The 26,423-nt window shown below is 69.2% G+C and carries 30 protein-coding genes and 1 riboswitch; of the genes, 10 read left to right on the top strand and 20 right to left on the bottom strand.

From position 1 onward, the window contains the following. Positions 1-20: 20 nt before the first annotated feature. Genes NC595_RS08145 through pilG form a run of 3 tightly spaced genes read right to left on the bottom strand, consistent with a single transcriptional unit; the run spans position 21 to position 1,320 of the window. The gene (locus NC595_RS08145) at positions 21-560 is read right to left on the bottom strand and encodes a chemotaxis protein CheW (protein ID WP_017462745.1); all 540 of its coding nucleotides are present in this window, start codon (positions 558-560) and stop codon (positions 21-23) included. Next, a complete protein-coding gene (locus NC595_RS08140; protein ID WP_253565872.1) occupies positions 557-928 on the bottom strand; it encodes a response regulator in 372 nt (123 codons plus the stop codon). Before NC595_RS08140 ends, NC595_RS08145 begins: the two co-directional genes overlap by 4 nt. Positions 929-960: 32 nt before the next feature. Beyond that, positions 961-1,320 carry a twitching motility response regulator PilG gene (gene pilG, locus NC595_RS08135; RefSeq protein ID WP_052329397.1) on the bottom strand — a complete coding sequence of 120 codons (360 nt, stop codon included), beginning with the start codon at positions 1,318-1,320 and terminating at the stop codon, positions 961-963. Between the two features lie 365 nt (positions 1,321-1,685). On the opposite strand from pilG, the gene gshB reads away from it, so the two are divergent. From gshB to NC595_RS08100, 7 genes are all read left to right on the top strand, one after another. Next, positions 1,686-2,663 (top strand): glutathione synthase, encoded by a 978-nt coding sequence (gene gshB, locus NC595_RS08130; protein WP_253565871.1) that lies wholly within the window; start codon positions 1,686-1,688, stop codon positions 2,661-2,663. Further along, complete coding sequence (locus NC595_RS08125) at positions 2,660-3,523, top strand: energy transducer TonB (protein WP_253565870.1); 864 nt, start codon at positions 2,660-2,662, stop codon at positions 3,521-3,523. Before gshB ends, NC595_RS08125 begins: the two co-directional genes overlap by 4 nt. 41 nt (positions 3,524-3,564) lie before the next feature. After that, positions 3,565-4,143, top strand: coding sequence for a YqgE/AlgH family protein (locus NC595_RS08120; RefSeq protein WP_253565869.1), 579 nt, complete (start codon positions 3,565-3,567; stop codon positions 4,141-4,143). Between the two features lie 10 nt (positions 4,144-4,153). Further along, complete coding sequence (gene ruvX / locus NC595_RS08115) at positions 4,154-4,585, top strand: Holliday junction resolvase RuvX (RefSeq protein WP_253565868.1); 432 nt, start codon at positions 4,154-4,156, stop codon at positions 4,583-4,585. Positions 4,586-4,611: 26 nt separating this feature from the next. Further along, positions 4,612-5,538 (top strand): aspartate carbamoyltransferase catalytic subunit, encoded by a 927-nt coding sequence (locus NC595_RS08110; RefSeq protein ID WP_063672667.1) that lies wholly within the window; start codon positions 4,612-4,614, stop codon positions 5,536-5,538. A gap of 67 nt (positions 5,539-5,605) precedes the next feature. Continuing rightward, positions 5,606-7,387: a hypothetical protein gene (locus NC595_RS08105; protein WP_253565867.1), complete on the top strand. Its 1,782-nt coding sequence runs from the start codon at positions 5,606-5,608 to the stop codon at positions 7,385-7,387. A gap of 226 nt (positions 7,388-7,613) precedes the next feature. After that, a complete protein-coding gene (locus NC595_RS08100) occupies positions 7,614-7,982 on the top strand; it encodes a BON domain-containing protein (protein ID WP_253565866.1) in 369 nt (122 codons plus the stop codon). 71 nt (positions 7,983-8,053) lie between these two features. Here NC595_RS08100 and NC595_RS08095 read toward each other — a convergent pair whose 3' ends face one another. Then, positions 8,054-9,220 (bottom strand): PilT/PilU family type 4a pilus ATPase, encoded by a 1,167-nt coding sequence (locus NC595_RS08095; RefSeq protein ID WP_017461545.1) that lies wholly within the window; start codon positions 9,218-9,220, stop codon positions 8,054-8,056. Positions 9,221-9,313: 93 nt separating this feature from the next. Next, the gene (locus tag NC595_RS08090) at positions 9,314-10,351 is read right to left on the bottom strand and encodes a type IV pilus twitching motility protein PilT (protein WP_253565865.1); all 1,038 of its coding nucleotides are present in this window, start codon (positions 10,349-10,351) and stop codon (positions 9,314-9,316) included. Between the two features lie 264 nt (positions 10,352-10,615). Here NC595_RS08090 and proC point away from each other — a divergent pair, with 264 nt between their 5' ends. Together proC and NC595_RS08080 are read left to right on the top strand one after the other, a co-directional pair. Then, the gene (gene proC, locus NC595_RS08085; protein WP_253565864.1) at positions 10,616-11,434 is read left to right on the top strand and encodes a pyrroline-5-carboxylate reductase; all 819 of its coding nucleotides are present in this window, start codon (positions 10,616-10,618) and stop codon (positions 11,432-11,434) included. A 16-nt stretch (positions 11,435-11,450) separates the two neighbouring features. After that, a complete protein-coding gene (locus NC595_RS08080) occupies positions 11,451-12,026 on the top strand; it encodes a YggT family protein (RefSeq protein WP_253565863.1) in 576 nt (191 codons plus the stop codon). Between the two features lie 16 nt (positions 12,027-12,042). On the opposite strand, the gene NC595_RS08075 is transcribed toward NC595_RS08080, so the two are convergent. The 10 genes from NC595_RS08075 to NC595_RS08030 form a co-directional block, all read right to left on the bottom strand. Next, positions 12,043-13,011 carry a potassium channel beta subunit family protein gene (locus tag NC595_RS08075; protein ID WP_253565862.1) on the bottom strand — a complete coding sequence of 323 codons (969 nt, stop codon included), beginning with the start codon at positions 13,009-13,011 and terminating at the stop codon, positions 12,043-12,045. Positions 13,012-13,061: 50 nt separating this feature from the next. Then, positions 13,062-13,586 (bottom strand): phosphatidylglycerophosphatase A family protein, encoded by a 525-nt coding sequence (locus NC595_RS08070; protein WP_253565861.1) that lies wholly within the window; start codon positions 13,584-13,586, stop codon positions 13,062-13,064. Further along, positions 13,583-14,575, bottom strand: coding sequence for a thiamine-phosphate kinase (thiL, locus tag NC595_RS08065; protein WP_253565860.1), 993 nt, complete (start codon positions 14,573-14,575; stop codon positions 13,583-13,585). Before thiL ends, NC595_RS08070 begins: the two co-directional genes overlap by 4 nt. After that, the gene (locus NC595_RS08060) at positions 14,575-15,144 is read right to left on the bottom strand and encodes a GNAT family N-acetyltransferase (protein WP_253565859.1); all 570 of its coding nucleotides are present in this window, start codon (positions 15,142-15,144) and stop codon (positions 14,575-14,577) included. Before NC595_RS08060 ends, thiL begins: the two co-directional genes overlap by 1 nt. After that, a complete protein-coding gene (gene nusB, locus NC595_RS08055) occupies positions 15,144-15,590 on the bottom strand; it encodes a transcription antitermination factor NusB (RefSeq protein WP_253565858.1) in 447 nt (148 codons plus the stop codon). Before nusB ends, NC595_RS08060 begins: the two co-directional genes overlap by 1 nt. Then, a complete protein-coding gene (gene ribH / locus NC595_RS08050) occupies positions 15,590-16,051 on the bottom strand; it encodes a 6,7-dimethyl-8-ribityllumazine synthase (RefSeq protein ID WP_253565857.1) in 462 nt (153 codons plus the stop codon). Before ribH ends, nusB begins: the two co-directional genes overlap by 1 nt. An 85-nt stretch (positions 16,052-16,136) precedes the next feature. After that, the gene (locus tag NC595_RS08045; protein WP_253565856.1) at positions 16,137-17,048 is read right to left on the bottom strand and encodes an LD-carboxypeptidase; all 912 of its coding nucleotides are present in this window, start codon (positions 17,046-17,048) and stop codon (positions 16,137-16,139) included. Between the two features lie 155 nt (positions 17,049-17,203). After that, complete coding sequence (ribBA, locus tag NC595_RS08040; RefSeq protein WP_253565855.1) at positions 17,204-18,295, bottom strand: bifunctional 3,4-dihydroxy-2-butanone-4-phosphate synthase/GTP cyclohydrolase II; 1,092 nt, start codon at positions 18,293-18,295, stop codon at positions 17,204-17,206. Positions 18,296-18,458: 163 nt separating this feature from the next. After that, entirely contained in the window at positions 18,459-19,100 is a 642-nt protein-coding gene (locus tag NC595_RS08035; RefSeq protein WP_253565854.1) for a riboflavin synthase, read from the bottom strand. A gap of 78 nt (positions 19,101-19,178) precedes the next feature. Further along, positions 19,179-19,327, bottom strand: a riboswitch (FMN riboswitch). 94 nt (positions 19,328-19,421) lie between these two features. Continuing rightward, entirely contained in the window at positions 19,422-20,333 is a 912-nt protein-coding gene (locus NC595_RS08030) for a LysR family transcriptional regulator (protein ID WP_253565853.1), read from the bottom strand. Between the two features lie 89 nt (positions 20,334-20,422). Here NC595_RS08030 and NC595_RS08025 point away from each other — a divergent pair, with 89 nt between their 5' ends. Further along, positions 20,423-21,433, top strand: coding sequence for a zinc-dependent alcohol dehydrogenase family protein (locus NC595_RS08025; RefSeq protein ID WP_253565852.1), 1,011 nt, complete (start codon positions 20,423-20,425; stop codon positions 21,431-21,433). A 42-nt stretch (positions 21,434-21,475) separates the two neighbouring features. Here NC595_RS08025 and NC595_RS08020 read toward each other — a convergent pair whose 3' ends face one another. The 5 genes from NC595_RS08020 to NC595_RS08000 all read right to left on the bottom strand — a co-directional run bounded on the left by NC595_RS08020 (position 21,476) and on the right by NC595_RS08000 (position 26,390). Then, complete coding sequence (locus NC595_RS08020; protein ID WP_253565851.1) at positions 21,476-22,498, bottom strand: Gfo/Idh/MocA family protein; 1,023 nt, start codon at positions 22,496-22,498, stop codon at positions 21,476-21,478. After that, positions 22,495-23,595 carry a bifunctional diaminohydroxyphosphoribosylaminopyrimidine deaminase/5-amino-6-(5-phosphoribosylamino)uracil reductase RibD gene (ribD, locus tag NC595_RS08015; protein ID WP_253565850.1) on the bottom strand — a complete coding sequence of 367 codons (1,101 nt, stop codon included), beginning with the start codon at positions 23,593-23,595 and terminating at the stop codon, positions 22,495-22,497. The genes NC595_RS08020 and ribD overlap by 4 nt, the downstream gene beginning before the upstream one ends. 48 nt (positions 23,596-23,643) lie before the next feature. After that, positions 23,644-24,171: a transcriptional regulator NrdR gene (gene nrdR, locus NC595_RS08010; RefSeq protein ID WP_253565849.1), complete on the bottom strand. Its 528-nt coding sequence runs from the start codon at positions 24,169-24,171 to the stop codon at positions 23,644-23,646. Positions 24,172-24,181: 10 nt separating this feature from the next. Then, on the bottom strand, positions 24,182-25,450 hold the full coding sequence (gene glyA, locus NC595_RS08005) for a serine hydroxymethyltransferase (RefSeq protein WP_253565848.1): 1,269 nt from the start codon (positions 25,448-25,450) through the stop codon (positions 24,182-24,184). A 67-nt stretch (positions 25,451-25,517) separates the two neighbouring features. Continuing rightward, the gene (locus NC595_RS08000; protein WP_253565847.1) at positions 25,518-26,390 is read right to left on the bottom strand and encodes a DUF817 domain-containing protein; all 873 of its coding nucleotides are present in this window, start codon (positions 26,388-26,390) and stop codon (positions 25,518-25,520) included. Positions 26,391-26,423 lie beyond the last annotated feature (33 nt).

Raw genomic sequence — 26,423 nt, 5'->3', positions numbered from 1 at the left:
CCCAACCATCATTCCGCCCGTCAAGCCGCGGCCTGACGGAAATCCGGGGCGCGTACCAGCCGCCCCATGCTGAACAGCGCCAATTTCTGCTCGCCGACACGATCGTCGACGAAGCGCGCCAGGCGCGGATCGTCCTCCGGCTCGGCATCGCGGCGCTGGATCTCGTCCACCGTGCGCTGGCCGAACACCTCGTCGACCATCAATGCCACGTTGCCGCCGCCCTGCCGCACGATCAGCAGGCGGGTGCGCTCGGTGACCTGGGTGCGGGCATCGAACAGGAACCGGCCCAGATCGATCACCGGGACCAGGTTGCCGCGCACATTGGCCACGCCCAGCAGCCAGGGCTGCGTGCCCGGCACCGTGGTCATCACCGGCACCGCAAGCAGCTCGTTGATCTCGTCGATGCTGCTCACGAACAGCCGCGAGCCCACGCGATAGCCGATGCCGCGCCAGAGACCGGGCGCCTCCATCGTCTGACGGGTATCGGAGGTGTGGGCCAGCGACAGCCGCTCGTAGCGGGCAAGAACCTCGAACGGGGAGAGATTGGCCGCCTCGTTCATGCAGCACTCGGCAACAGGTCGTTGATGCAGGCCAGCAATTCCTTTTCCTTCACCGGCTTGGTGATGAAGGCCCGGGCACCCTGGCGCAGACCCCACACGCGATCGGTTTCCATCGACTTGGTGGTGATCATCACGATCGGGATGTTCGAGGTCGCCGGATCGCGCGTCAGCGTGCGGGTCGCCTGGAAGCCGTTCATGCCCGGCATGATCACGTCCATGATCACCAGGTCCGGCAGGTCGCCACGCACGCGCTCGATGCCTTCCTCGGCCGTGCTGACCGCGGACACGACATGACCGGCCCCCTCCAGGAGGGTCGTGAATACCCGCACGTCGGTCGGCGAGTCGTCGATGATGAGAATCTTTGCCACAGGCCTCCCCTCAGACGCCGTAGTCGTACATGTCAGGCCGCCGCACCGACGTGACGGTGAATCGCTCCGAGCAGCTCGTCGCGCGTGAACGGCTTGGTCAGGTACTGCTCGGCGCCGACGATGCGGCCGCGGGCCTTGTCGAACAGGCCGTCCTTCGAGCTGAGCATGATGACAGGCGTGGAGCGGAACAGCGGGTTGTTCTTGATCAGCGCGCAGGTCTGATAGCCATCCAGGCGCGGCATCATGATGTCGACGAAGATGATTGCCGGCTTCTGGTCGGAGATCTTGGCCAGCGCCTCGAAGCCGTCGACGGCGGTCAGCACGTCGCAGCCTTCCTTCTTCAGCAAGGTTTCGGCGGTGCGCCGGATGGTCTTGGAGTCGTCGATCACCATGACCTTCAGACCGGCCAGACCGTTAGCACTCACGTTCAAGTTCACTCAATCCCCCTGCGGCCCGCCCCAGGCTCAGGTGAAGCAGCGTTAGCGCCTTGGCAGCCTTCGGCGCTATCGCAGCAGATTAAAAATGTCCAGCTTGGTGTTGTTATGACGCGTTTTTTCGCAGAACGCCGATCAGTCGTTGCTGTTTACCGCTTGCCCCCCGGCCCGTCAAGCCGAAAGGCTGCTGGATGCCCAGTACGTCGCGCTCGCGAAAACGGTTAACCGTCGCCGCCGAGAGGGCCGGCGCGCCTTGCCCAGCACCGGCGGGTCGGCGAACATGCCGGTCCCCACAACGGCCCTGCCCCACCCCGGAGAAGCCCATGCCGCTCTCGGTCGCCGTGCTGATGGATCCCATCAGCGCCATCAAGATCGTGAAGGACACCACCTTCGCCATGCTGCTGGAAGCGCAGCGGCGGGGCCATCGGCTGCTCTACATGGAACAGGGCGACCTCGCCCTGCGCGATGGCCTGCCGTGGGCGCGACTGACCCCGCTCAGGGTCAAGGACGATCCCTCGGGCTGGTTCGAGCTGGAGGCGGCGCAATGGCGCGACCTGCGCGACATCGACGTGGTGCTGATGCGCAAGGACCCCCCCGTCGACCAGCAGTTCCTCTACGACACCATGGTGCTGGAGGCTGCACAGCGGGCCGGCACCCAGGTGATCAACGACCCGCGCTCGCTGCGCGACTGCAACGAAAAGGTGTTCGCCCTGCATTTCCCGCAATGCATGGCGCCGACCCTGGTGGCACGCGACCCGGTCGAACTGCGCGCCTTCGTCGCCGAACACGGCGAAGCGGTGCTCAAGCCGCTGGACGGCATGGGTGGGCGAGGGATCTTCCGCGTGAAAGCCGGCGACCCGAACCTGAATTCGATGCTGGAGACCTTGCTGGGCGGCGATTCGCACGGCCAGGGGCGACAGTTCGCAGTGGCGCAGAAATTCATTCCGCAGATCAGCGCCGGCGACAAGCGCGTGCTGCTGGTCGATGGCGAGCCGGTGCCCTATGCGCTGGCGCGCATCCCGCAGGGAAACGAGTTCCGCGGCAACCTGGCGGCCGGCGGCCGCGGCGAAGGCGTGCCGCTGTCCGACCGTGACCGCTGGATCGCCGCCGAGGTTGGGCCGGAACTGGTCCGGCGCGGCCTGCGTTTCGTCGGCCTGGACGTAATCGGCGACTACCTGACCGAGATCAACGTCACATCGCCGACCTGCGTGCGTGAGCTCGACGCCCAGTTCGGCCTTAACATTGCCGGGACCCTGTTCGACGCGATCGAACGGACATCCCAGGAAGCCGTGCCTAAGTGAGTCGCCCCGTCCAACGCGCCACCGGTCCCGACATGATCGGCGCCACCCTGCTGTTTTCGCTGGTGCTGCACGGCGTGCTGCTGCTTGGCATCACATTCGACTTCGTCAAGCCCAAGCCGAGCCTGCCCACGCTGGACGTGACCCTGGTCAACGTGGCCAACCGTGAAGCGCCGGACAAGGCCGACTTCCTGGCCCAGGCGAACAATCGCGGCGGCGGCACCAGCGATCGCGCCGAGCGCCCCTCCAACGCCTTCAGCGGACCGCTGCCCAAGCCAACCCCGGGCGTGGCACCGGCGCCGGTGGACGACGCCAACCCGGCGCCGCAGCCGCCCCGGCCGGACCGCATGGTCACCACCCGCGGCGACAGCCGCTTCACCGTGGATGCCGGCAGCGAGCGGCGCCCGGTGGACAGCGATCCCGCCGACCGCGCGGCGGAACTGCAGCGCCGCCAGGAGATCGCCCAGCTCGCCGCCGAGCTGCGCAACCGCAACGAGGCCTACGCCAAGCGGCCGCGCAAGAAGTACATCTCGGCCAACACCCGCGAATACGCCTACGCCAGCTACATCCGCGGCTGGTCCGACCGGGTCGAGCGGATCGGCAACCTGAACTACCCGGAAGAGGCCCGGCGACGCCAATTGCACGGCGAGCTGATCCTCACTGTCGGCCTGGACCGGGATGGCAGCGTCATCAGCATCAAGGTGATCCAGAGTTCCGGCTCGCCGCTGCTGGACGCCGCGGCCCAGCGCATCGTGCGGCTGTCAGCACCGTTCCCGCCGATTCCGCGCGACAAGGGGGTGGACGAGCTTTACATCACCCGCACCTGGCAGTTCCTGCCCGGCGACGTCCTGCGCAACAAGTGATTTTCCCGCCATGCAGGCAGTACGGCGCGCCGGCGACTACAATGCCGGCCATGCAGATCTCGCCCCCCTCCTCCCTCTCAGGGCATTTCCTCATCGCCATGCCCAGCCTCACTGACGGGCCATTCGCGCGGGGGGTGGTGCTGCTGTGCCAGCACGACGAGGACGGTGCACTGGGTCTGCTGATCAACCAGCTGTCCGAATACCGCCTGGGCGACATCCTGGCGCAGATGAAGCTGGAGTGCGCCGATCTGGACCTGGCCGACGCACCGGTGCTGATCGGTGGCCCCATGCAGCAGGAGCGCGGTTTCGTGCTGCACCGCGAACACGGGCACTGGGAGTCCAGTTTCCGCGTCAACGAGGCCTGGTCGATCACCACCTCGCGCGACATCCTGGTGGCGATGGCCGCCGGCGAGGGGCCCCACCAGGCACTGCTCGCGCTGGGCTACTCCGGCTGGGGCGCCGGGCAGCTCGAGCAGGAGCTGAAGGACAATGCCTGGCTCACCGTCGAGGCGAACGACCGCATCATCTTCGATACCCCGCTGGACGAGCGCTGGAGCGCGGCCGCCGGCCTGATGGGCCTGGACCCGCTGCAGCTGCCCGGCTACGCCGGACACGCGTGAGCACAACCCGATGAGCTGCGTGCTGGGCTTCGACGTCGGCAGCAAGCTGATCGGCGTGGCCGTCGGCAACCGCATCACCGGCAGCGCGCGCGCGTTGGACACGATCGCCATGCGTGAAGGACAGCCGGACTGGGACGCGCTGGACCGCCTGCAACAGGGCTGGTCGCCGGATACCCTGGTCGTGGGCTTGCCGCTGGACCTGGAAGGCCGCGAACAGCCGGCCAGCCGGCTGGCGCGACGTTTCGCCGAAGCCGTGCGCGCGCGCTACGGCATGCCGGTCGCCCTGATCGACGAGCGCCACAGTTCCCGCGAGGCTTCGCGGCGCTTTGCCGACGCACGCGCCGCCGGGCTCAAGCGGCGACGCGACGGCGCACGGATCGACGCCGAGGCTGCCGCCGTCATCCTCGAACGCTGGCTGGCGGAAGCCGGCCCCTCCCACTGACCTCCTACATCGCCGACCGGACCGCCATGAGCTCACGCCTGCGCCACCTCACCACGCTGGAAAACCTGTCGCGCTCGACCATCGAGCGCCTGCTGGACCGCGCGGTGGCTCTGCGCGACGCCTGCGCGCACGGCACCCGCAAGATCGACATGCTGTCCGGCCGCACCGTGCTCAACCTGTTCTTCGAGCCGTCCACCCGCACCCGCACCTCGTTCGAGCTGGCGGCGCGCCGGCTGGGTGCCGACGTGGTGAATTTCGACATCGGCTTTTCCTCCGCCAACAAGGGCGAGGAGCTGTACGACACCCTGCACACGCTCGAGGCCATGCACCTGGACGCGATCGTGGTGCGGCACAAGGAGTCCGGCACCCCGGACGAGTTGGTGCGCCACGCGATGAGCGGCGTGTCGGTGATCAATGCCGGCGACGGCAACCGCGCCCACCCCACCCAGGGCCTGCTGGACCTGCTGACCATCCGCCAGCACCGTCCCGATTTCGAAAACCTCAGCGTCGTGATCTGCGGCGACGTCAAGCACTCGCGCGTGGCGCGCTCGGATGTGCATGCACTGGCCGCCATGGGTGTACCCGACATCCGCCTGTGCGGCCCGGCGGCGCTGATGCCGGAGACGGCCGAGTTCCCGCAGTGCCGCTTCTTCGACGATTTCGACCGGGCGATCGAGGGCGTCGATGCGGTCATCATGCTGCGGCTGCAGAAGGAGCGCATGGCGCAGACTGAACTGCCCGACGAGGCCGCCTATTTCCGCCAGTTCGGGCTGGACACCCGCCGCCTGGCGCTGGCCCGGAAGGGCTGCCTGGTGATGCATCCGGGGCCGATCAACCGCGGCATCGAGATCGCGCCGGATGTCGCCGACGGTGCGCAGTCGCGCATCCTGGAACAGGTGGGCAACGGGGTGTTCACCCGCATGGCGGTGCTCAGCGAGCTGCTCGCACGCTGAGACACGAAGGGCAAACCACGAGGCGGCATAATGGATGCCGCAAGACCACACTCAACTGGGGAAGACTATGCGACCGATGAAGCGCGCACTGGCGCTGGGCGTGACCGGCATCCTGCTGGCCGCCTGCAGCCACAAGGACAAGGATGCACCGCTGGCGTTCGTGCCGGCCGACACGCCGTACGTGGCCGCCAACCTCGACGTGCTCGACGACAGCACGCGCGAGGCGCTGTTCGCCCAGGCCAACGCCCAGCTGCCGGCCCAGGTTGCCCAGATGAAGGCGGCGGCCGACGAGCTGAAGGCCAAGGATCCGGATGCCGCCAATCTGCTGCGCGCGTTTGCCGGCGAATTCGACGGCAAGACCATCGAGCAGTTCGCCAAGAACACCGGACTGGACACCAAGGGCTACTCGGCCTTCTACGGCCTCGGGCTGGCCCCGGTGGCGCGCTTCCAGCTGAGCGACCCGGCCGCCTTCGATGCGTTCGTCGGTCGCCTGGAGGCCGCCTACGGCAAGAAGCTCGAGGTCGCCAAGGTCGGTAGCACCAGCTACCGCCGCTACGTGTCGAAGGAGTCCGGCACCGAGCTGATCCTCGCCGTGGTCGGCAAGCAGGCGGTTGCCGCGCTGCTGCCGGCCGACGTCTCCGACCATCTGCTGCGCGAGGCACTCGGACTGGATCGCCCGGCCAAAAGCCTGCAGGACGCGGGCCGCCTGGCCACACTGGCCAAGGCCAAGGGTTACGGCAAGCAGGCCGTCGGCCTGGTCGATCTGACCCGGCTGCTGCCGCTGATCGCCAGCGGCAAGGACCCGCTTTTCCTGGCCATGTTCAAGGCGCACGCCGAAACTGAGTCGGCCAAGACCGGCGAGCCGGTGGCCAACCAGATGCAGATCCCGGCCTCGTGCGAGACCGATGCCACGCGCATCGCCGCGCGCGTGCCCGCGCTGAGCTTCGGCTACACCCGCCTCGACGCCAAGCACCAGGACATGCGCATGGACCTGTCGCTGGCCAGCGACATCACCCAGGCGTTCTCCGGTCTGAAGGTCGCCCTGCCTGGCCTCGGCACCGACGGCAGCGCTCCGTTCGATGTCAGCTTTGCGCTGCCGGTGACCGAACTGCGCACGTTCTGGAGCGCGCAGGCCGATGCGGTAGCGGCCAAGCCGTTCACCTGCCCGGCACTGGCCGACCTCAACGACGGCTTCGCCAAGCTCGGCCCGTCGATGCAGAAAGCCGCGATCCCGCCGTTTGGCGACCTGCTCGGCGTGCGCATCGCGCTGGACAGCCTGAATGCCGGCAACGGCCAGGGCATGCCCGGCTTCACTGGCCGCATCGTGGTCGGCACCAAGAACCCTGCCGGCCTGCTGGCGATGGGCCAGATGATGACGCCCGCGCTGGCGCAGCTTAAGGTGAGCCCCGATGGCACGCCGGTCGCCCTGCCGGCGGACATGACCCGCATCCTGTCGCAGCCGGGCTGGATCGCAATGGGGGAGAAGGCACTCGCACTGGGCATCGGCACGGGCGAGGATGCCAAGCTGGCCGACACGCTCAAGCAGCCGGGCGGCGATGCCGGGCAGATGATGCGGCTGCACCTGGACGGCGCGATGTACCAGTCCTGGGTGAAGCTGATGATGGACAAGGCCGACAGCCTGGCGGCGATGAGCGAGGCGATGGCCAAGGCCGGGGGCAACGACGCGGACCTCGCTGCCGCGGCCTCCGCACGACAGCAGGCCGCCGCGCGCACCCATGCGCAGCTGTCGGCGATGCAGGCGCAGGCGGCACGCGTCCAGTCGATCTCTTCCGAAGCCCACGTGGATGGTGACGGCCTGGTGATCACCAGCCAGACCGAGTGGAAGTAACGACACTCCGGCCTCGCTGGAACGCACGGCAGGGGCGCCTTCGGGCGCCCCTGTTTTTTCGTGCACGCGACGTGACCGGCGTCTTCGCATGCTTGATGGTCCGCTGAACGCCATCGGCGGCGGGCGACAAGGCCTTCACGGCGCCGCTGTTGCCATGGCTCCACGGACGCCAACCGGGCATCCGGTGGCCTCCGGGCCAAGCCATCACGACAGAAGGAGAGTCCCCATGCGCCATTCCCTGATCCGCAAGAACCTGATCGCCCTGTCCCTGATCGCGGCTTTCGGCGCCCTGCCCGTGGCGCAGGCAAGCGCGCAGGACACCTCGGCCAAGACCCAGATGAAGTCCGACATGCACCAGATGGAGCGTGCTACGTCCGACACCTGGATCACCACGAAGGTGAAGTCGGAGTTCGCCACCACCAAGGGCGTCGACGCCACCGACATCTCGGTCACCACCAAGCACGGCCACGTCACGCTGAGCGGCACCGTCTCCGGCGACTCGGAGATCACCGCCGCCAAGGAAGTGGCGATGAAGGTGAAGGGCGTGAAGAGCGTCGACACCAGCGGCCTGAAGATCACCGGCCACGCCGACTGACCCGGCGTCAACCCGCCCATGAAAAAGGCGCCCTCCCGGGCGCCTTTTTCCTTGCCAGCCGCGCGAGTCGATCAGCGCTGCAGCAATCCACCGCCGAACTGCTGGCGATCGCGGGACTCCTCCAGCTCCACGCCCTCCAGCCCCTGCGACAGCGTGTGCGCATCGCCGCCCTGGGCCAGCTTGATGCGCAGACGCACCTCGTTGGAGCTGTCGGCGTGGCGCAGCGCGTCCTCGTAGGAGATCTCGCCGGCGTGGTACAGCTCCACCAGGCTCTGGTCGAAGGTGCGCATGCCCAGGTTGGTGGACTCCTTCATCACTTCCTTGAGCTTGTGCACCTCGCCCTGGCGGATGTAGTCCTGCACCAGCGGCGTACCCAGCAGCACCTCCACCGCCACCCGGCGCGCCTTGCCATCGGGGGTGGGAATCAGCTGCTGCGCGACGATGCCCTTGAGGTTCAGCGACAGGTCCATGAACAGCTGCTGCCGGCGGTCTTCCGGGAAGAAATGCAGGATGCGGTCCATCGCCTGGTTGGCATTGTTCGCATGCAACGTGCACAGGCACAGGTGGCCGGTCTCGGAGAAGTTGATCGCGTGCTCCATCGTCTCGCGGGTGCGCACCTCGCCGATCATGATCACGTCCGGCGCCTGGCGCAGGGTGTTCTTCAGCGCGTTGTCCCAGCTGTCGGTGTCGATGCCGATCTCGCGCTGGGTGATGATGCAGCCCTCGTGCTTGTGCACGTATTCGATCGGGTCCTCGATGGTGATGATGTGCCCGGTCGAGTTCTGGTTGCGGTAGCCGATCATCGACGCCAGCGAGGTCGACTTGCCGGTGCCGGTACCGCCGACGAAGATGATGATGCCGCGCTTGGTCATCGCCAGCTGCTTGATCACCGGCGGCAGCGTCAGCTCCTCGATGGTCGGGATCTTCGACTCGATCCGGCGTAGCACCATGCCCACGCAGTTGCGCTGGTAGAAGCACGACACGCGGAAGCGACCCACGCCCTGCGCCGAAATGGCGAACTGGCACTCGTGGGACTTCTCGAACTCCTCGCGCTGCGAGGGCGTCATGATGTTCAGCACCATGTCGCGCGACTGCTGCGGGCTGAGCGGACTCTGGGTGATCGGCACGATCCGCCCCTGCACCTTCATCGAGGGGGCCACGCCGGCCGTGATGAACAGGTCCGAGGCCTTCTTGTGGACCATCAGCTTGAGGAACGAGGTGAAGTCGAAGTCGCTCATGGCAAGTCTCCTCCGGGAGACGATAAGGCTCGGTGCGGACGCGGATGCAGGCGGCATCGGTGGCGCGGCGGGCGCCGACCGGCGGTCGCCGGCTTACTTGAAGATGTCCTTGTTCTTGGCGTAGGTCATCGCCTCCTGGCGCGCCACCAGGCCGCGCTTGACCAGGTCCTGCAGGTTCTGGTCGAGAGTCTGCATGCCGTACTGCTGGCCGGTCTGGATCGACGAATACATCTGCGCCACCTTGTCCTCGCGGATCAGGTTGCGGATGGCCGGGATACCCACCATGATCTCGTGCGCCGCAATGCGGCCGCCGCCGACCTTCTTCATCAGAGACTGCGAGATCACCGCGCGCAGGGACTCGGAAAGCATCGAGCGCACCATCGGCTTTTCGCCGGCGGGGAACACGTCGATGATGCGGTCTACCGTCTTGGCCGCCGAACTGGTGTGCAACGTGCCGAACACCAGGTGGCCGGTTTCCGCGGCGGTCAGCGCCAGGCGGATGGTCTCCAGGTCGCGCAGCTCGCCGACCAGGATGTAGTCCGGGTCCTCGCGCAGCGCCGAGCGCAGCGCCTCGTTGAAGCCGTGCGTGTCGCGATGCACCTCGCGCTGGTTGACCAGGCACTTCTGCGAGGTATGCACGAACTCGATCGGATCCTCGATCGTGAGCATGTGCCCGTACTCGGACTTGTTGATGTGGTCGACCATCGCCGCCAGCGTGGTGGACTTGCCCGAACCGGTCGGACCGGTCACCAGGATCAGGCCCTGCGGCTGCTCGATCAGTTCGCGGAAAATCTTCGGGCAACCGAGGTCCTCCAGCGTCAGCACCTCGGAGGGAATCGTCCGGAACACCGCGCCGGCGCCGCGGTTCTGGTTGAACGCGTTGACGCGAAAGCGCGCCAGACCGGGAATCTCGAACGAGAAGTCGGTCTCGTAGAACTCTTCGTAATCGCGGCGCTGCTTGTCCGACATGATGTCGTAGATCAGCGAGTGCACCTGCTTGTGCTCGAGCGCCGGGATGTTGATGCGGCGCACGTCGCCGTCGACCCGGATCATCGGCGGCAAGCCCGCCGACAGGTGCAGGTCAGATGCCTTGTTCTTCACCGAGAAGGCGAGCAGTTCGGCGATATCCATCGGGTACTTCCCCCTCAAAACCGATCGTCTGGAATGACAGCAACACGGGGTGGACGATGCGGCGGCCCCATGCCCCGGACGCTCCTCGCAGCCATTTGCCACGCAGCGCCTGCAGCCTGAAGCGACCCCGGACTTCCCCCATCCGCAGCGGCTCGATACTACTCGCCGCGTGGCCGCCGCGACCAGCCCCGAACGGCGGTTTTGCAACGCATGCACGGGCAGGTGCGCTAAGGTAACTGGCTGACGATCTGCAAAGGAGCGAACATGACACGCATCGCCTTCATCGGTGGCGGCAACATGGCCCGCAGCCTCATCGGCGGCCTGATCCGGACCGGCGTGGCCGCCTCCTCGATCGCCGTCTCCGACCCGCAGGCCGAGGGGCGCCAGGCGCTGGCGCGCGAGTTCGGGGTGGCCGCCTATGCCGAGAACCGGCTGGCCGCCGCCGACGCCGAGGTGGTGCTGCTGGCGGTCAAGCCGCAGATCATGCCGGCGATCCGCGAGGAGCTGCGCGAAGTCTTCCAGCGCCAGCGCCCGCTACTGATCTCGATCGCCGCCGGCGTGCGGATCGACCAGCTCGAGCGCTGGTTCGGCGCCCTGCCGATCGTGCGCTGCATGCCCAACACCCCCGCCCTGATCGGCGCCGGCGCCACCGGCCTGTGTGCCAACGCCCGGGTCAGCCCGCCGCAGCGCGCGCAGGCGCAGCACATCCTGGACGCCGCCGGCCTGACGCGCTGGGTCGACGACGAGGCGCTGATGGATACGGTGACCGGCATCGCCGGCTCGGCTCCGGCCTATTTCTTCGCGCTGGTCGAGGCGCTGGAGGATGCCGCGGTGGCCCAGGGCATGGACCGCGACACCGCCCGCGCCCTGGCCGCGCAGACCTGTCTGGGGGCCGGACGCATGCTGACCGAAAGCGGCGAGGCCCCGGCCGAGCTGCGTCGCCGGGTCACCTCGCCGAACGGCACCACCCAGGCGGCGCTGGAGAGCTTCGCGCGCGACGATCTCGCCGGTATCGTGGCGCATGCCGTGGCCGCCGCCACCCGCCGCGGTGGCGAACTGGCGGCGGAACTGGACAAGACCTGAGCCTGGAACGACCCAAGTGACCTACCTGCTCAACGCCCTCTCGGTGATCCTCCAGCTGGCTTTCAGCCTGGTGGCCACGCTGTTCGTGCTGCGCATGCTGGCCGAGGCGTCCCGTGCCGACTTCCACAACCCGCTCAGCCAGTTCCTGTACAAGACCACCAACCCGGTGCTGGCGCCGGTCCGCCGGGTGATCCCGAACTGGCGCCGGATCAATCTCGCCGCCTTGCTGCTGGCGTGGCTGGTGATGGTGCTGGAACGTGCGGCCCTGTTCGCCCTGATGGGCGTGGCGCCGCACGTCGCCGGCCTGCTGCTGCTGGGCGCCGCCGACCTGATCGACTTCGTGTTGCTGTTCTACCTTGTGCTGATCTTCGGCTGGTCCTTGCTGAGCATGCTGCAGGTGGACCCGTACCAGCCGCTGATGCGCATGGCCGGCGCCATCGTCGAGCCGCTGCTGCGGCCGCTGCGCGGCAAGCTCACCGCCGGCATGCTCGATTTCTCGCCGATGGTGGTGATGCTGGTGCTGATCGTGGCTCGAATCCTTATAGCCCGGCCGCTGATCGATCTCGGTACGGCGCTGGCACTGGGCGGCTGACGCGCCCCGGCGGAGCTCAGGCCACCGCCGCCTCGATCTGCCGCCGGGTCTCCTCGTCGAGGCCAGGCAGCAGATCCAGCGCGTCGAGGTTGTGCGCCAGCTGCTCCGGCTTGCTGGCGCCCAGCAGCACGGTGGAGACGTGCGGATTGGCCAGGCACCAGGCCAGCGCCAGCTGGGCCATCGACACGCCCAGCTCCCGCGCGATCGGCTCGATCCGCTGCGCCCGCGCCACCCGGCCGCACCCCTTGTCCAGCAGCTCGTCACGCAGCCACGCGTAGCCGGGCTGGTTGAGCCGGGCATCGTCGGGGACGCCGTCGCGGTACTTGCCGGTGAGCAACCCGGAGGCCAGCGGCGACCAGATCGTGGTGCCCATGCCGTACTTCTCGTACAGCGACGCGTATTCCTGCTCGACGCGCTCGCGGTGCAGCAGGTTGTACTGCGGCTGTTCGACCACCGGTTCGGCCATGTGCTGCGCCCGCGCGATGCGATGGGCCTGTTCGATCGCCTCGGCCGGCCACTCACTGGTGCCCCAGTAGAGCACCTTGCCCTGGCGCACCAGCAAGTCCATGGCCGCCACGGTCTCGTCGATCGGCGTCTCCGGATCGGGCCGGTGGCAGAAGTACAGGTCCAGGTAGTCCACCTTCAGCCGCGCCAGCGCCTGGTGGCAGGCCTCGATCACGTGCTTGCGCGACAGCCCGCGCTGGGTCGGCTTCGGGTCCGTCGTCGCGCCGAAGTACACCTTGCTCGATACGCAGTAGCTGTCGCGCGGGAAGCGCAGGTCGGCCAGCACGTCGCCCATCAGCTCCTCGGCGTCGCCGGCATTGTAGGTTTCGGCGTTGTCGAAGAAGTTGACCCCGCGGTCGTAGGCCAGCGCCAGCAGTTCGCGCGCCTGCGAGCGGCCGACCTGGCGACCGAAAGTGACCCAGGCGCCAAACGAGAAGGCGGAAAGTTTCAGGCCGGTGCGGCCCATGCGGCGATAATGCATGGCAAGTCTCCCGTGAAGCGGTCAGGCGGCGAAGGATGCCACCGGCAACGTCAACGCCAGGGCAGCGGCATGCCGATCGTCCACGCCAGCAAGCCCAGCGCGACGGCGGCGAAAAGCCCGGCGACCACATCGTCCACCATCACCCCGAGCCCCCCCTTGAGCCGGCGATCCAGCCAGCCGATCGGCCACGGCTTGCCCACGTCGAACAGGCGGAACAGCGCGAAGCCGGCCAGCACCATCCACCACGGTGCCAGCAGCGCCGGCGCGAGCGCGATCCACTGACCGACGAACTCGTCGATCACCAGCGCACGATGGTCGTCCACGCCCAGCCTGCGGCCAGCCACGTTGCAGGCCCAGATGCCCACCACGAACACGACGGCGACCGCCCATGCGTAGACGGAAAGCGGCCACTGCCGCATCCACAGCCACGGCAGGATCGCCAGCAACGAGCCGGCCGTGCCCTGGGCCTTCGGTACCAGGCCGGAGCCGAAGCCGCAGGCGATCCAGCCGGCGGGTGAGGCGATGAGCTCGCGGCGCTGCGCCGGCGTGAGGGTCTTGCGGTCCATGGCGATCATGGGCGAGCGGTCTCGTCCGGAAAATGGTCCCAGCCGGTACGGGCGGGCGTCAGCCACTGGCCATCGATGCCGCGCACGCGCACACCGGCGCCTTCGACGACGCGGCCGACGCGGGTGGCACCGCAGCCGAGCCGGGCCAGGTCGGCCTGCACCTCGCCGGCCCGCGCAGGCGGCACGGCAAAACACAGTTCGTAGTCGTCCCCGCCGGACAAGGCGAAATTGCAGGCTTCCACCGCATTGCAGCAGCCCAGCAAGGCGGAGGACAGCGGCAGCAGGGCCGCGTCGACCTCGGCACCCACGCCGCTGGCCGTGCAGATGTGAGCCAGGTCGGCCAGCAGGCCATCGGACACATCGATGCAGGCACTGGCCCGACCACGCAGGGCGAGGCCGGCGGCGACCCGCGGCTCGGGGCGATTCAGCCTGGCCCGCAGCCCGGCGCGGCGCTTCTCCTCGTCGGAATCCGCGGCCGCTGCCAGCCGCTGCAGGCCGGCGGCGGCATCACCCAGCGTACCGGTGACGAACACCAGGTCGCCCGCGCGCGCGCCGTCGCGGCGCAACGCCTGCCCCGGCGGCACGAAGCCGTGCACCGCCACCGACAACGCGAACGGCCCACGCGTGGTATCGCCCCCGACCAGCGCCACGCGATGCAGGCGCGCCAGCTGCGAGAAGCCCTCGGCGAGCCCATCGATCAGGTCCTGCTGCGCGTCGGCCGGCTGGGCCGGCAGGGTCAGGGCGAGCAGCGCCCAGGCCGGTGTGGCGCCCATCGCGGCCAGATCGGACAGGTTGACCGCCAGCGCCTTCCAGCCGATGTCGGCCGGCGCCGTGCCGCGCGGGAAATGCATGCCTTCGACCAGGGTGTCGATCGCCACCGCCAGCTCCTGTCCGGCCGGCACGGCCAGCAGCGCGGCGTCATCGCCGATGCCCAGCCGCACGTCGTCGCGCGCCTGCGCGGTCAGCGCCTGCAGGCGGTCGATCAGGCGGAATTCCATCAGCGCGCGCCCGGGGCCGGCACGTCGCGCGCGAACACGCCGATCGGCGCGTCGTTGAACATGGTGTCGTACCGGTGCCGGAAGCCGCCTTTTTCGGCCACGCGGATCGAGGCGGGGTTGTCCGGCGAAATGATGCAGACGTCGCGATGCGGACCGAAGTGCGCATCGCCCCAGGCGGTGACCGCCGCCAGCGCCTCGCTGGCGTACCCGCGACCGTGGAAGGCCGGCGCCAGCGCCCAGCCGAGCTCGGGCATGCCGTCGAGCGGCGGCTCGAGATCGCGCTGGAAGTCGGCGTAGCCGAGGTCCCCGATGAACAATCCGGTCGCCTTGTCCTCGATCGCCCAGTAGCCGTAGCCGAGCATCGGCCACATACCGCCGTAACGCAGCAGGCGGAACCACACGTCCTGCCGGGTCGCCGGCTTGCCGCCGATACAGCGGTAGACGGCCGGATCGGACCAGATCGCGTGGAGCGCTTCCAGATCGTCGATCCGGTGCTGGCGCAGGCGCAGGCGCGGCGTCTCGAGCACCGGCGCCGACGGAGCCGAGCCGAGCACGAGCACGCCACGCATCAGCCGCGCTTCTCCACCGCGCGCAGCTGCGCGGCCAGCTTGTCCAGCACGCCGTTGACGTAGCTGTGGCCGTGATCGGCGCCGAAACGCTTGGTGACCTCGATCGCCTCGTTGATCACCACGCGGTACGGCACGTCCGGGCGATGCGCCAGCTCGTAGGCGGCCAGACGCAGCGCAGCGCGCTCGATCGGATCGACCTGCGCCACCTCGCGGTCCAGGTGCGGGCGCAGGCTGGCGTCGAGCTGCTCGACGTTGGCCTCCACGCCGTGCAGCAGATCCTCGAAGTACTCCAAGTCGGCCACCTCCATGTCCTGCTCGTGACGGAACTGCTCGATCACCGCGTTCATGTGACTGCCCGAGATCTGCCAGGCGTACAGCGCCTGCAGGGCACGCCGGCGCGCACGCGAGCGCGCGCTGGCGTCGATGCCCGAACCCTGCGGCGCCATCACAGCTGCCCGTACAGGTTGACCATCTCCAGCGCGGCCAGCGCCGCGTCGGCGCCCTTGTTGCCGGCCTTGGTGCCGGAGCGCTCGATGGCCTGCTCGATGGAGTCGGTGGTCAGCACGCCGAAGGCGACCGGCACGCCGGTATCCATGCCGGCCTTGGCCAGGCCCTTGGCGCATTCGCCGGCGACGTAGTCGAAGTGCGGCGTGGAACCGCGGATCACCGCCCCCAGCGCGATCACCGCGGCGTACTTGCCCGAGGCGGCGGCCTTCTGCGCGGCCAGCGGGATCTCCCAGGCGCCCGGCACGCGGATCAGCTCGATGTTGTCGTCCTTCACGCCATGGCGCACCAGCGCATCGCGCGCGCCGGCGACCAGCGGCTCCACCACGAAGCCGTTGAAGCGGCCCGCAACGATGGCGAAGCGGCCCTTGGGCGTGGCGAAGTTGCCTTCGATGGTTTTCATGCAGTCGTCCTCGGTGGGCACGCGGCCCGGGGCAGACCGCGCATTTTACGGGTTTGCGGCGCCCCCCGCTCGGGGCAGGGGTGGCTCAGCGGTGATGGGGATAGCCGGTGAAGCCCAGCCGGGCCGCCGGACCCTCGACTCGCAGGTGGGCCGGCGCGCCGAACGGTAACGTCAGCTGGCCGCAGCCGTGGCCGTGCGGCAGGCTGTCGATCACCGGAATGCCGGCCACCGCGCGCAGCTGGCCGAACGCCGCCTCCAGCGTGTAGCCGTTGTCGCGCGGACCGGGCCGGCAATCGCTGAAACGGCCCAGCAACAGCGCCCGCTGGCGGCCGAGCACGCCGGACAGGTGCAGCTGGTAAAGCAGCCGTTCGATACGGAACGGCGGCTCGCCGACGTCCTCGACGAACAGGATGCCATCGTCGATCCGCGGGAAATACGGCGTGCCGAGCAGGCTGCACAGCACAGCGAGGTTGCCGCCCCACAGCGTGCCCTCGACATCCAGCCGGGCATCGCCACTGCAAGCCCAGGTGACCTCGGCGGACGGCGCGGACAGCACCTGGCGGAACTGCGACAGGGTCTCGCCGTCTTCCGGCTCCGCACCCAGGTCGGCCAGCAACGGGCCAGCGAGCGTGGCCAAACCGCTGCGCACATGCAGGGCCATCTGCACCGCGGTGAAGTCGCTGTGACCGACCATCGCCAGCGCGCTGCCGGACAGCCGCTCGCGAAGTGCGTCGTAGTGCAGGTGTTCCAGCAGCCGCGCTGCGCCGTAGCCGCCGCGGGTGACCAGGGCGATATCCGGCAGCGTTTCCGCGTCGGCCAGCGCGTTGAGGTCGGCCGCGCGCTCGGCGTCGCTGCCGGCAAAGCGCTGCATCGACCGCCCCAGCACCGCCTCGTTCTCCACCGCGTAGCCGGCCGCGCGCAGGCGCGCCACGCCGCGCGTCATCGCGGCGGGGTCGGCGGGGTAACCGGAGGGGGCGATCAGGCGGATGCGGGGCATGGCTTCGAGGCTAGGAGTGAGGGAAGAGGGGTGAGAAGTGAGAGTGGAGCATGGGCATGCGGAGTGTCAGGGAGAGGGCCGGCAGCGGTCCACCGTGTGGTGTCGGACGAGGTCGCGAGTCTGCCTTCTCTCACTCCTCTTCCCTCACTCCTCGCTCACACGTACTCGACCACCTCCAGCCCGAACCCGCCCAGGCCGACCAGCTTGCGCGGCGTGCCGATCACCCGCAGCCGGTGTACGCCCAGGTCCGCCATGATCTGCGCGCCCAGACCGAGCTGACGCCACTGATTGTGCTGCGCATCCTCCGCACTGATCGTCGCCGGCTGCCCCTTGAGCCGCGCCAGCAGGGCCTCCGCGGTGTCCTCGCCGGACAGCACCAGCAGCACGCCGCGATCCTCGTCGGCGATCCGGCGCAGCGCCGCGGTGACGGTCAGGCCGAGGTCGTCGCGGGTCAGGTGCAGCACGTCGGACAGGGTGTTGCGCACGTGCACGCGGCTGAGCACCGGGGTGCCGTCGTCCACCGTGCCGCGCACCAGCGCGAAGTGCAGGCCGCGGCGGATCGCGTCGCGGTAGGCGACGAGGCGGAACGGACCGAACTCGGTCTGCACCTCCTCTTCGTGCACGCGCTCGACGGTCTTCTCGGTCTCCAGCCGGTAGCGGATCAGGTCAGCGATGGTGCCGATCTTCAGGCCGTGCTTTTTCGCGAACACTTCCAGCTCGGGGCGGCGCGCCATCGAGCCATCCTCGTGCAGGATCTCGATCAGCACCGAGGCTGGCTCCAGCCCGGCCAGCGCGGCGAGGTCGCAGCCGGCTTCGGTATGCCCGGCGCGGGTCAGCACGCCACCCGGCTGCGCGGTGAGCGGGAACACGTGGCCCGGCTGGGACAGGTCCTGCGGCTTCGCGTCGGACTTCACCGCCACCTGGATGGTGCGGGCGCGATCATGCGCCGAGATGCCGGTGGTGACGCCCTCGGCCGCCTCGATCGAGACGGTGAAGTTGGTGTGGTACGGCGAGGTGTTGTCGCTGACCATCGGCTTGAGGCCGAGCTGGCGCGTGCGCTGCTCGGTCAGCGTCAGGCACAGCAGGCCGCGCGCCTCGCGCACCATGAAGTTCACGTCCTCCGGCCGCACCATCTGCGCGGCCATGACGATGTCGCCCTCGTTCTCGCGGTCCTCGTCGTCGAGGATCACGACCATGCGGCCGGCGCGGATGTCGTCGAGGATCTCGGGGATGGTGTTGAAGGGCATGGGGTTCCGATGAGTCTGGGTTTTGGGGATGTCATTCCCGCGAGGCGCTTCTCAACAGCGAAGCTGGTCACGCGGGAATCCATCTTGCTGTGATGCCAGAAGCCGAACATGGATTCCCGCCTTCGCGGGAATGACGGCTTGGGGGATGGCGGTGGATCGAGCGTCAGGCAAATCCGTGCTGCTTGAGAAACTCGACATCGATGCCCGCTCCCTGCCCGCCACCGATCAGCCGCTCGACGTAGCGCGCGATCACGTCCACCTCGATGTTCACCGCGTCGCCCACCCGGCGCGCGTGGAAGGCGGTGTGCTCGACCGTGTGCGGGATCAGGTTCACGCCGAAGCGCGCGCCGTCGACTTCGTTCACGGTGAGGCTGGTGCCGTCGATGCACACCGAGCCCTTGGCGGCGATGTAGCGCGCCAGCGCCGGGGGCACCTCGAAGGTCCAGCGCTGCGAGCGGCCGTCCGGGGTGATCGCCACGACCTTGCCGACGCCGTCGACGTGGCCGGAGACCAGGTGGCCACCGAGGCGGTCGGCCAGCCGCAGCGCCTTCTCCAGGTTCACCGGGTCGCCGGCCTTGTGCCGGCCGAGCGTGGTCAGCGACAGCGTCTCGTTGGAGACGTCCGCGCTGAAGCCGCGCGCGTCCAGCGTCACTGCGGTGAGGCACACGCCGGAGACGGCGATCGAGTCGCCCAGCTGCACGTCGGCGAGGTCGAGGTCGGCGGTATCCACGTGCAGCCGCACGTCGCCGCCACGGGGCTCCAGCCGCACGATGCGGCCCACGCTCTGGATGATTCCGGTAAACATGCAACGTTCTCCTCAAGGCACAAGCGAGAACGCCCCAAGGCATGAGGCAGGCGCAGCGCCCACGGGAGGCGCCACACTGGCCGTCTTCTCTCATCCGGACTGTGACCGTCGGCTCCGGACTTGGACCGGATCTGCTGACCTCGCGACGGGCGTCGCGAGCGCTCGCGGGCTCGTGCCCGAAGGCACCTACCGCCGGTGGGGAGTTTCGCCCCGCCCTGAAGACGTCGCTGAATTGTCGTGCCGGCAAGCCGGCCGGCGGATTCTAGCACCACGCCCCTCGCCGACCCGCCCGGCGGCGTCCATCGGGGCGAACAGCGCGTCTCAGCGACCGCCCAGCTCGCGGGCCAGGAAATCGATGAGGGTGCGCACCGCAGGCACGCGATCGGCACCGGGCAGCCAGACCAAATGGACCGGCGACTGGCTCAGCTGCCAATCCGGCAGCACCTCGACCAGTTCGCCGGAGGTGATCAGCGGATCGCCCATGTAGTCGCCCTGGACGCCGATGCCCACGCCGGCCAGCACGGCATCGCGGATCGCCTTGGAGTCGTTGGTCTGCAGCACCGGCTCGATCCGCACCGATCGCCGCTGGCGCTGCCGGGTGAACTGCCACAACGTGCCGGTACGCAGGCCGCTGAAGGCCAGGCAGCGGTGCGCCTTCAGGTCGGCGGGATCGCGCAACGGCGGCGCATGCTCGAGGTAGGCCGGCGTCGCGCACAGGTAGCGGCGCATCGTGCCGACGCGGCGGGCGACCAGTTGCGAATCGACCAGCCGACCGGCCCGCACCGCGAGATCGACCCGGGACGCGACCAAGTCGGCATAGGCGTCGTCGTAGGTCGCATCGATGCGCACCGCAGGATGAGCCACCATGAAGCGCGCGAGCAGCGCCGCGATGCGCTGGATGCCGTAGTTGCGCGGCAGGTGGATGCGCAGCCTCCCCTGCAGCCCTCCCTGCTGCGGCTGCAGTTCCTCCGCCAGCTCGCCGAGCACGGCGTCCAGCCGATCGCAGTGCACCAGCAACTGCTCGCCGCGCGCCGTCAGCGCCACCCGCCGCGTGGTGCGCAGGAACAGCCGGGCGCCCACCGCTGCCTCGAGCGAGGCGATCCGCCGGCTGAGCACCGAGGGCGTGCATCCCACCTCGCGCGCCGCCTGCGAGAAGTTGAGCAACCGGGCCGACGCGGCAAAGGCGCGCAGCTCACGCACGCGGGTCGGTGTCAGCTCGAATGATTCATTCATTTTTCGAACAAATGAAGTGCATGGATGGCGGATTATCACCCGGCGTCTGCTAGCCCACCATGCCGCCTCCCCTCCTCAGGAGCAACGCCATGCGTGCCTATCGACTGAACGCCTTCGGGCTGGACCACCTGCAACGCACCGAGCTGCCGGAGCCACAGCCAGGCCCCGGCCAGGTGCTGGTGAAGATGCAGGCCGCCGCACTCAACTACCGCGACCTGCTGGTGGCCCGCGGCGAGCTCTATCGCGGGGTGGAACTGCCGCTGGTGCCGGTGTCCGACGGCGCGGGCACGGTGGTGGCGGTCGGCGAGGGCGTGCAGCGTTTCCGGCCCGGCGACCGCGTCACCACGCTGTACAAGGCGCGCTGGCTGGCCGGCGCGATCCGCCCGGAATGGGTCGGCGCCGAACCCGGCGGCCCCGACGACGGCGTGATGCGTGACCTGGCCTGCTTCGACGCCTACGCTCTCGCCCGCGCACCGCGGCATCTCGACCACCGCCAGGCCGCCACGCTGCCGATCGCCGCACTGACCGCCTGGCAGGCACTGGACCTGGCACAGCTGACCAGCGGGCAGTCGGTGCTGATCCTCGGTACCGGTGGCGTGTCCCTGTTCGCCCTGCAGTTCGCCCGGCTGCGCGGCGCGCGGACGATCGTGCTGTCGTCCAGCGACGAGAAGCTGGAACGTGCGCAGGGACTGGGCGCCGACATCGTGATCAACTACCGCCGGCACCCGCAGTGGAGTCCGCTGGTCCGCGAAGCGACCGGCGGCCTGGGCGTGGATGCCGTGATCGAGACCGTCGGCGCCGCGACCCTGGCGCAATCGATCGACGCCGCCGCGATGCACGGCTTCATCGGCGTGGTCGGCTTCATGGGCGGCGACGAGGCGTCCATCCGCCTCACCCAGGCCGTGCTGAAGCGGCTGCGCATCCAGGGACTCTCGGTGGCGCCGCTGGAGCAGCACGAGCGCATGGTCGCGGCGATCGAGCAGGGCCGTCTGGAGCCGGTGGTCGACCGCGTCTTCGGCTTCGACCAGCTGCGCGAGGCGATGGAGTTCATGGCCTCCGGGCAGCACTTCGGCAAGGTCGTGATCGATTTCGAGCGCTGACGCGGAACCCGGGCGGGCCGGCAAGGGCGACGCCCGTCGCGTCTACCGGCCGATCGCCTGCCCGGTCGCCCGGCGCCAGTCGGCCAGCACCTGGTCCATCACCCACGCGGTGCGCAGGGCCGCCGCCGGGGTGGACGGACAGGCACCCGCCTCACCGCGCAGTTCGGCCACGATGGTCTCGATCAGCGGCTGCTGGATGTGCGGCGGGTTGGCCTCGTGGAAGCTTTCGCCGCCCTGCGCGGTCTCGTGCACGATCGGGCCGTCGCCGAAGGTGGCGAAGGCGAGCCGCCCCCGGTCGCCGGTGATCTCGATGCGATCTTCGTAGCGGAAGCTGCCGAACTGCCACAGGCCGGTGCCGACCAGGCCGCTGGCGAAGGCGTAGCCCATCGCCACGCTGTCCTCGGCGGCATAGGCGCCGAGCTGGTTGGTGGCTAGCCCCTTCGCGGTGGCGATGGGGCCGAACAGCCAGTCCAGCAGGTTGAGCGTGTGGCAGCCCAGGTCCATGAACAGGCCACCGCCGGAGATCGCCGGCTGCACGTGCCAGTGCGAGGCGGCCGGGTCGGCATAGCGCGCATGCAGTGGCTGGTGCAGCGACACGTGCACCGAGCGCGGTATGCCGATCGCCCCACCCTCCAGCAATGCACGCACACGGTGGAAGCGCGGCAGTGCGCGGCGGTAGTAGGCGACGAACACCGGCACGCCGGCCGCCCGGCCGGCGTCGATGATCGTCTGGCACTCGGCCGCGTCCATCGCCATCGGCTTTTCCACATAGACCGGCTTGCCGGCTGCGATCGCCATCAGCGCGTAGGCCTTGTGGGTCGAGGGCGGCGTAGCCACGTAGACCGCGTTGACGGCCGGATCGTCGATCAGCGCCTGCGCGTCGTCGTACCACGTCGGCACGCCGTGGCGCTGCGCGTATTCGCGCGCCTTGTCGCCGTCGCGGCGCATCACCGCCACCAGCGAGGAATGGGGCGCACGCTGCAGGGCCGGGCCGCTCTTCACCTCGGTCACGTTGCCGCAACCGACGATGCCCCAGCGCACCGTGTCCAGCGGCGCGGCGCTCATGCCGCGCTCCGCAGGCGCAGCCGCCAGTCGGGGCCGACCATGCGCTGATCGAACACCTGCAGTTGCCAGCGATCGGCCATCGCGTCCAGCGTCGGCAGCGCCATCAGCGGACGCCCCTGGTCGCCGAGGAAGGTCGGCGCGATGTAGAGCAGCAGCTCGTCGGCCAGCCCGGCGGCGAACAGCGCGCCACCGAGGCGCGGACCGGCCTCGACGTGCAGCTCGTTGACGCCGCGGGCCGCCAGCAAGGCGAGGATCTCATCCAGCGCCAGCCGCCCGTTGCCGTCGACCGCCACCCCGGCATGCTCGATGCCCTCGGGCACCGGCACCGGCGCCGGCGCCGGGATCACCCGGTCGTGCAGCAGCAGGGTCGGCGCGCTGCCGTCCATCACGTGGAAGCGCGCGGGGATGCGCAGGTCGCGATCCAACAACACGCGCAGCGGCGGCGTGAAGTCCTCGCCGGCAGGCAGGCGCACGGTCAGCCGCGGGTTGTCGGCCAGCACGGTGCCGCTGCCAGCCAGAATCGCCGAGCTGCGCGCGCGCCAACGCTGGACGTCGGCGCGCGCGGCCTCGCCGGTGATCCACTGCGAGGCGCCGTTGGCCAGCGCGGTGCGTCCGTCCAGGCTCATCGCCAGCTTCACCCGCACATACGGCCGGCCGCGCTCGATGCGGCTGAAGAAACCGGGGTTGAGCGCGCGCGCCGGTTCGCGCATCAGACCGGGCTCCACCGCGATGCCCGCCGCGCGCAGCCGGGCCAGACCGGCGCCCTCGGCCTGCGAGGTGTCCACGGCGGCGATCACCACGCGGGCAATACCGGTGGCGATCAGCGCATCCGCGCACGGCGGCGTGCGGCCGTGCAGGCCACAGGGTTCCAGCGTGACGTAGGCGGTGGCGCCGCGCGCCCGTTCGCCGGCGTCGCGCAGGGCAAACACCTCGGCGTGCGGGCCGCCGGCCCGCTGGTGCCAGCCCTCGCCCACCACGGCGTCGCCGCGGGCGATGACGCAGCCGACGCGCGGATTGGGCTGGGTGGTGAACAGCCCTCGCTCGGCCAGCGCGAGCGCGCGGGCCATGTGGGCATGGTCGGTGGCGGAGAACGGCATGGCGGTTCGGCAGCGGCGGATCAGGCCGGCAGCATACCGCCCGGGCGGCTACTTCTCGCCCTTGCGTGCCTTGCGCGCCGGGTCGGCACCGAGCAGCGAGAGCTGCAGCTTTTCCAGCTCCGGCAGGTCGCGCTCGAGCTTCTCGATCTCCTCGCGGAACGCCTGCACGTCCTCGAAGCGGCGGTAGACCGAGGCGAAGCGCACGTAGGCGACCTGGTCGAGCTTGCCCAGCTCGCGCATCACCAGCTCGCCGATGTGCCGCGAGGGCACTTCGCGTTCGCCGCTGCGGCGAAGGTCATTGATGATCTCGCGCACCGAGTTGTCCACGTCGTGGCTGGCCACCGGCCGCTTCTGCAGCGCGCGCTCGAAGCTGGTGCGCAGCTTGCGCTCGTCGAACGCCTCGCGCCGCTCGCCGCTCTTCACGATCGCCGGCAGCTTCAGCTCGGCGGTCTCGAAGGTGTTGAAGCGCTCGCCGCACTGCGGGCACTCGCGACGACGGCGCACGGTGGCGCCGTCGTCAGCGAGGCGCGAGTCGATGACGCGGGTGTCTTCGTGCTGGCAGAAGGGGCAATGCATCGGCGCCTGATCAGCCGTACACCGGGAACTTCTTGCACTGCGCCTCGACCTTGGTGCGCACGGCGGCGATCACCGCCTCGTCGGCCGGCGCGTCGAGCACGTCGCAGATCCAGTTCGCCAGGTCCACGCAGTCCGCTTCGAGGTAGCCGCGGGTGGTGACGGCGGGGGTGCCCACGCGCAGGCCGGAGGTGACGAAAGGCTTCTGCGGGTCGTTCGGTACGGCGTTTTTGTTGACCGTGATGTGCGCCTTGCCCAGCGCCGCTTCGGCGTCCTTGCCGGTGACGCCCTTGCCGATCATGTCGATCAGCATCAGGTGGTTCTCGGTGCCGCCGGAAACGATCTTGTAGCCGCGCGCGATGATGGTCTTGGCCATCGCCTGGGCGTTCTTCACCACCTGCTGCTGGTACGCCTTGAACTCCGGCTCCAGCGCTTCCTTGAAGGCCACCGCCTTGGCGGCGATCACATGCATCAGCGGGCCACCCTGGATGCCTGGGAAGACGATCGATTGCAGCTTCTTGGCGATCTCTTCGGCCGCCTCGCCCATGCCCTGGTTGCTGGCGACGATGATGCCGCCGCGCGGACCGCGCAGGGTCTTGTGGGTGGTGGAGGTGACCACGTGCGCGTGCGGCAGCGGGCTGGGATAGACGCCCGCGGCAACCAGGCCGGCGACGTGCGCCATGTCCACGAACAGGTAGGCGCCGACCTTGTCGGCGATGGCGCGGAAGCGCGCCCAGTCCAGCACCTGCGAATAGGCGCTGAAGCCGGCCACGATCATCTTCGGCTGATGCTCGACGGCGAGGCGCTCGACCTCGTCCATGTCGACGATGCCGTTGGCGTCCACGCCGTACTGCACGGCGTCGAGGATCTTGCCGGACAGGTTGACCTTGGCGCCGTGGGTGAGATGGCCGCCGTGGGCCAGGCTCATGCCGAGAATCTTGTCGCCCGGCTGCAACAGGGCGAAGTACACCGCCTGGTTGGCCTGCGAGCCGGAATGCGGCTGTACGTTGGCGTAGTCGGCGCCGAACAGCTGCTTGACGCGATCGATCGCCAGCTTCTCGGCCACGTCCACGTATTCGCAGCCGCCGTAGTAGCGCTTGCCCGGGTAACCTTCGGCGTACTTGTTGGTGAGCTTGGAACCCTGGGCCTCCATCACGCGCGGGCTGGCGTAGTTCTCCGAGGCGATCAGCTCGACGTGGTCTTCCTGGCGGCGGCCTTCATCGGCGATGGCCTGGGCCAGTTCGGGGTCGTAACCGGCGATCGTGCAGTCCTTCGGGAACATTCGGGGGCCTCGGCGGGTTGGCGGGGTGGACAAGACCCGAAAGTGTAACGCCGGCGCCGGTTTGCAGCTACCGGCCCGCGCCGCGGCGGTGGACCGCCGAGACCATCACGTAGCTGATCACCATCAGCAGCAGCCAGGACCCCAGCTTGGCCAGTGGCACCGGGTGCCAGCCGGCCCGCTGCGCCGGGTACAGCCAGGCATGGGTGTAGGTCCCCACGTTCTCGGCCAGCCAGATGAACAGCGCCACCAGCACGAAGCCCAGCAGCAGCGGCATCCGCCGGTGCAGGCGGCGGATGCGGAAGTGCACCCAGGTCGGCCCGAACAGCCACGCCAGCGCGGCAAACAGCAGCCAACGGGCATCCGGCAGGAAGTGGTGGCTGAAGAAGTTCACGTAGATCGCCACCGCCAGCGCCACCGTGGCGCCAAACGGAGGGTGCTGGGTGAAGCGGAAATCGAACAGCCGCCAGGCGCGGGCGATGTAGCTGCCCACCGAGGCGTACATGAAGCCGGTGAACAGCGGCACCCCGCCGATATGCAGCACTGATGATCCCGGGTAGCTCCACGAGCCGACCGCGGTCTTGAACAGCTCCATCGCCGTGCCGACCACGTGGAACAGCACGATCACCCGGGCCTCCTCGGGGCTTTCCAGCCCGCTGGCCAGCAGACCGAGCTGGATGGCCAGCGCCGACAGGGTCAGGAAGTCGTAGCGCGACAGCGCCGCCTGGGCCGGATACCAGCGCCAGCTGGCGACCAGCAGGGCCACCATCAGCCCGCCGAACAGGCAGGCGGAGGCCTGTTTCAGCCCGAAGCACAGGAATTCGTGGGCGAACACGGCCACCCGGCCGGAGCGGGCCGCCCGCCGCGCCAGCTGTACGTCGAGCCACCGCCAGCTGCGCAACGGCCTTGCCCGGCGCGCAGGCGCCTCCATCTTCGGGAGCATCGTCGTCCACCCTGCGGAAAACCCGCAGCGTGG

This window comes from Dyella lutea, from assembly GCF_024158035.1.
Classification (GTDB): Bacteria; Pseudomonadota; Gammaproteobacteria; order Xanthomonadales; family Rhodanobacteraceae; genus Dyella_A; species Dyella_A lutea.
The sequence above is the reverse complement of the archived record's forward strand: the minus strand, read 5'-3'. Positions and strand labels throughout refer to the sequence as shown.

Coding starts and splice junctions, on each gene's coding strand:
- NC595_RS08145 (WP_017462745.1), bottom strand. CDS start 560: ATGAACGAGGCGGCCAATCTCTCCCCGTTCGAGGTTCTTGCCCGCTAC.
- pilG (WP_052329397.1), bottom strand. CDS start 1,320: ATGGTGATCGACGACTCCAAGACCATCCGGCGCACCGCCGAAACCTTG.
- gshB (WP_253565871.1), top strand. CDS start 1,686: ATGCCGCTCTCGGTCGCCGTGCTGATGGATCCCATCAGCGCCATCAAG.
- NC595_RS08120 (WP_253565869.1), top strand. CDS start 3,565: ATGCCGGCCATGCAGATCTCGCCCCCCTCCTCCCTCTCAGGGCATTTC.
- ruvX (WP_253565868.1), top strand. CDS start 4,154: ATGAGCTGCGTGCTGGGCTTCGACGTCGGCAGCAAGCTGATCGGCGTG.
- NC595_RS08110 (WP_063672667.1), top strand. CDS start 4,612: ATGAGCTCACGCCTGCGCCACCTCACCACGCTGGAAAACCTGTCGCGC.
- NC595_RS08105 (WP_253565867.1), top strand. CDS start 5,606: ATGCGACCGATGAAGCGCGCACTGGCGCTGGGCGTGACCGGCATCCTG.
- NC595_RS08100 (WP_253565866.1), top strand. CDS start 7,614: ATGCGCCATTCCCTGATCCGCAAGAACCTGATCGCCCTGTCCCTGATC.
- NC595_RS08095 (WP_017461545.1), bottom strand. CDS start 9,220: ATGAGCGACTTCGACTTCACCTCGTTCCTCAAGCTGATGGTCCACAAG.
- NC595_RS08090 (WP_253565865.1), bottom strand. CDS start 10,351: ATGGATATCGCCGAACTGCTCGCCTTCTCGGTGAAGAACAAGGCATCT.
- proC (WP_253565864.1), top strand. CDS start 10,616: ATGACACGCATCGCCTTCATCGGTGGCGGCAACATGGCCCGCAGCCTC.
- NC595_RS08075 (WP_253565862.1), bottom strand. CDS start 13,011: ATGCATTATCGCCGCATGGGCCGCACCGGCCTGAAACTTTCCGCCTTC.
- NC595_RS08070 (WP_253565861.1), bottom strand. CDS start 13,586: ATGATCGCCATGGACCGCAAGACCCTCACGCCGGCGCAGCGCCGCGAG.
- thiL (WP_253565860.1), bottom strand. CDS start 14,575: ATGGAATTCCGCCTGATCGACCGCCTGCAGGCGCTGACCGCGCAGGCG.
- NC595_RS08060 (WP_253565859.1), bottom strand. CDS start 15,144: ATGCGTGGCGTGCTCGTGCTCGGCTCGGCTCCGTCGGCGCCGGTGCTC.
- nusB (WP_253565858.1), bottom strand. CDS start 15,590: ATGGCGCCGCAGGGTTCGGGCATCGACGCCAGCGCGCGCTCGCGTGCG.
- ribH (WP_253565857.1), bottom strand. CDS start 16,051: ATGAAAACCATCGAAGGCAACTTCGCCACGCCCAAGGGCCGCTTCGCC.
- NC595_RS08045 (WP_253565856.1), bottom strand. CDS start 17,048: ATGCCCCGCATCCGCCTGATCGCCCCCTCCGGTTACCCCGCCGACCCC.
- ribBA (WP_253565855.1), bottom strand. CDS start 18,295: ATGCCCTTCAACACCATCCCCGAGATCCTCGACGACATCCGCGCCGGC.
- NC595_RS08035 (WP_253565854.1), bottom strand. CDS start 19,100: ATGTTTACCGGAATCATCCAGAGCGTGGGCCGCATCGTGCGGCTGGAG.
- NC595_RS08030 (WP_253565853.1), bottom strand. CDS start 20,333: ATGAATGAATCATTCGAGCTGACACCGACCCGCGTGCGTGAGCTGCGC.
- NC595_RS08025 (WP_253565852.1), top strand. CDS start 20,423: ATGCGTGCCTATCGACTGAACGCCTTCGGGCTGGACCACCTGCAACGC.
- NC595_RS08020 (WP_253565851.1), bottom strand. CDS start 22,498: ATGAGCGCCGCGCCGCTGGACACGGTGCGCTGGGGCATCGTCGGTTGC.
- ribD (WP_253565850.1), bottom strand. CDS start 23,595: ATGCCGTTCTCCGCCACCGACCATGCCCACATGGCCCGCGCGCTCGCG.
- nrdR (WP_253565849.1), bottom strand. CDS start 24,171: ATGCATTGCCCCTTCTGCCAGCACGAAGACACCCGCGTCATCGACTCG.
- glyA (WP_253565848.1), bottom strand. CDS start 25,450: ATGTTCCCGAAGGACTGCACGATCGCCGGTTACGACCCCGAACTGGCC.
- NC595_RS08000 (WP_253565847.1), bottom strand. CDS start 26,390: ATGCTCCCGAAGATGGAGGCGCCTGCGCGCCGGGCAAGGCCGTTGCGC.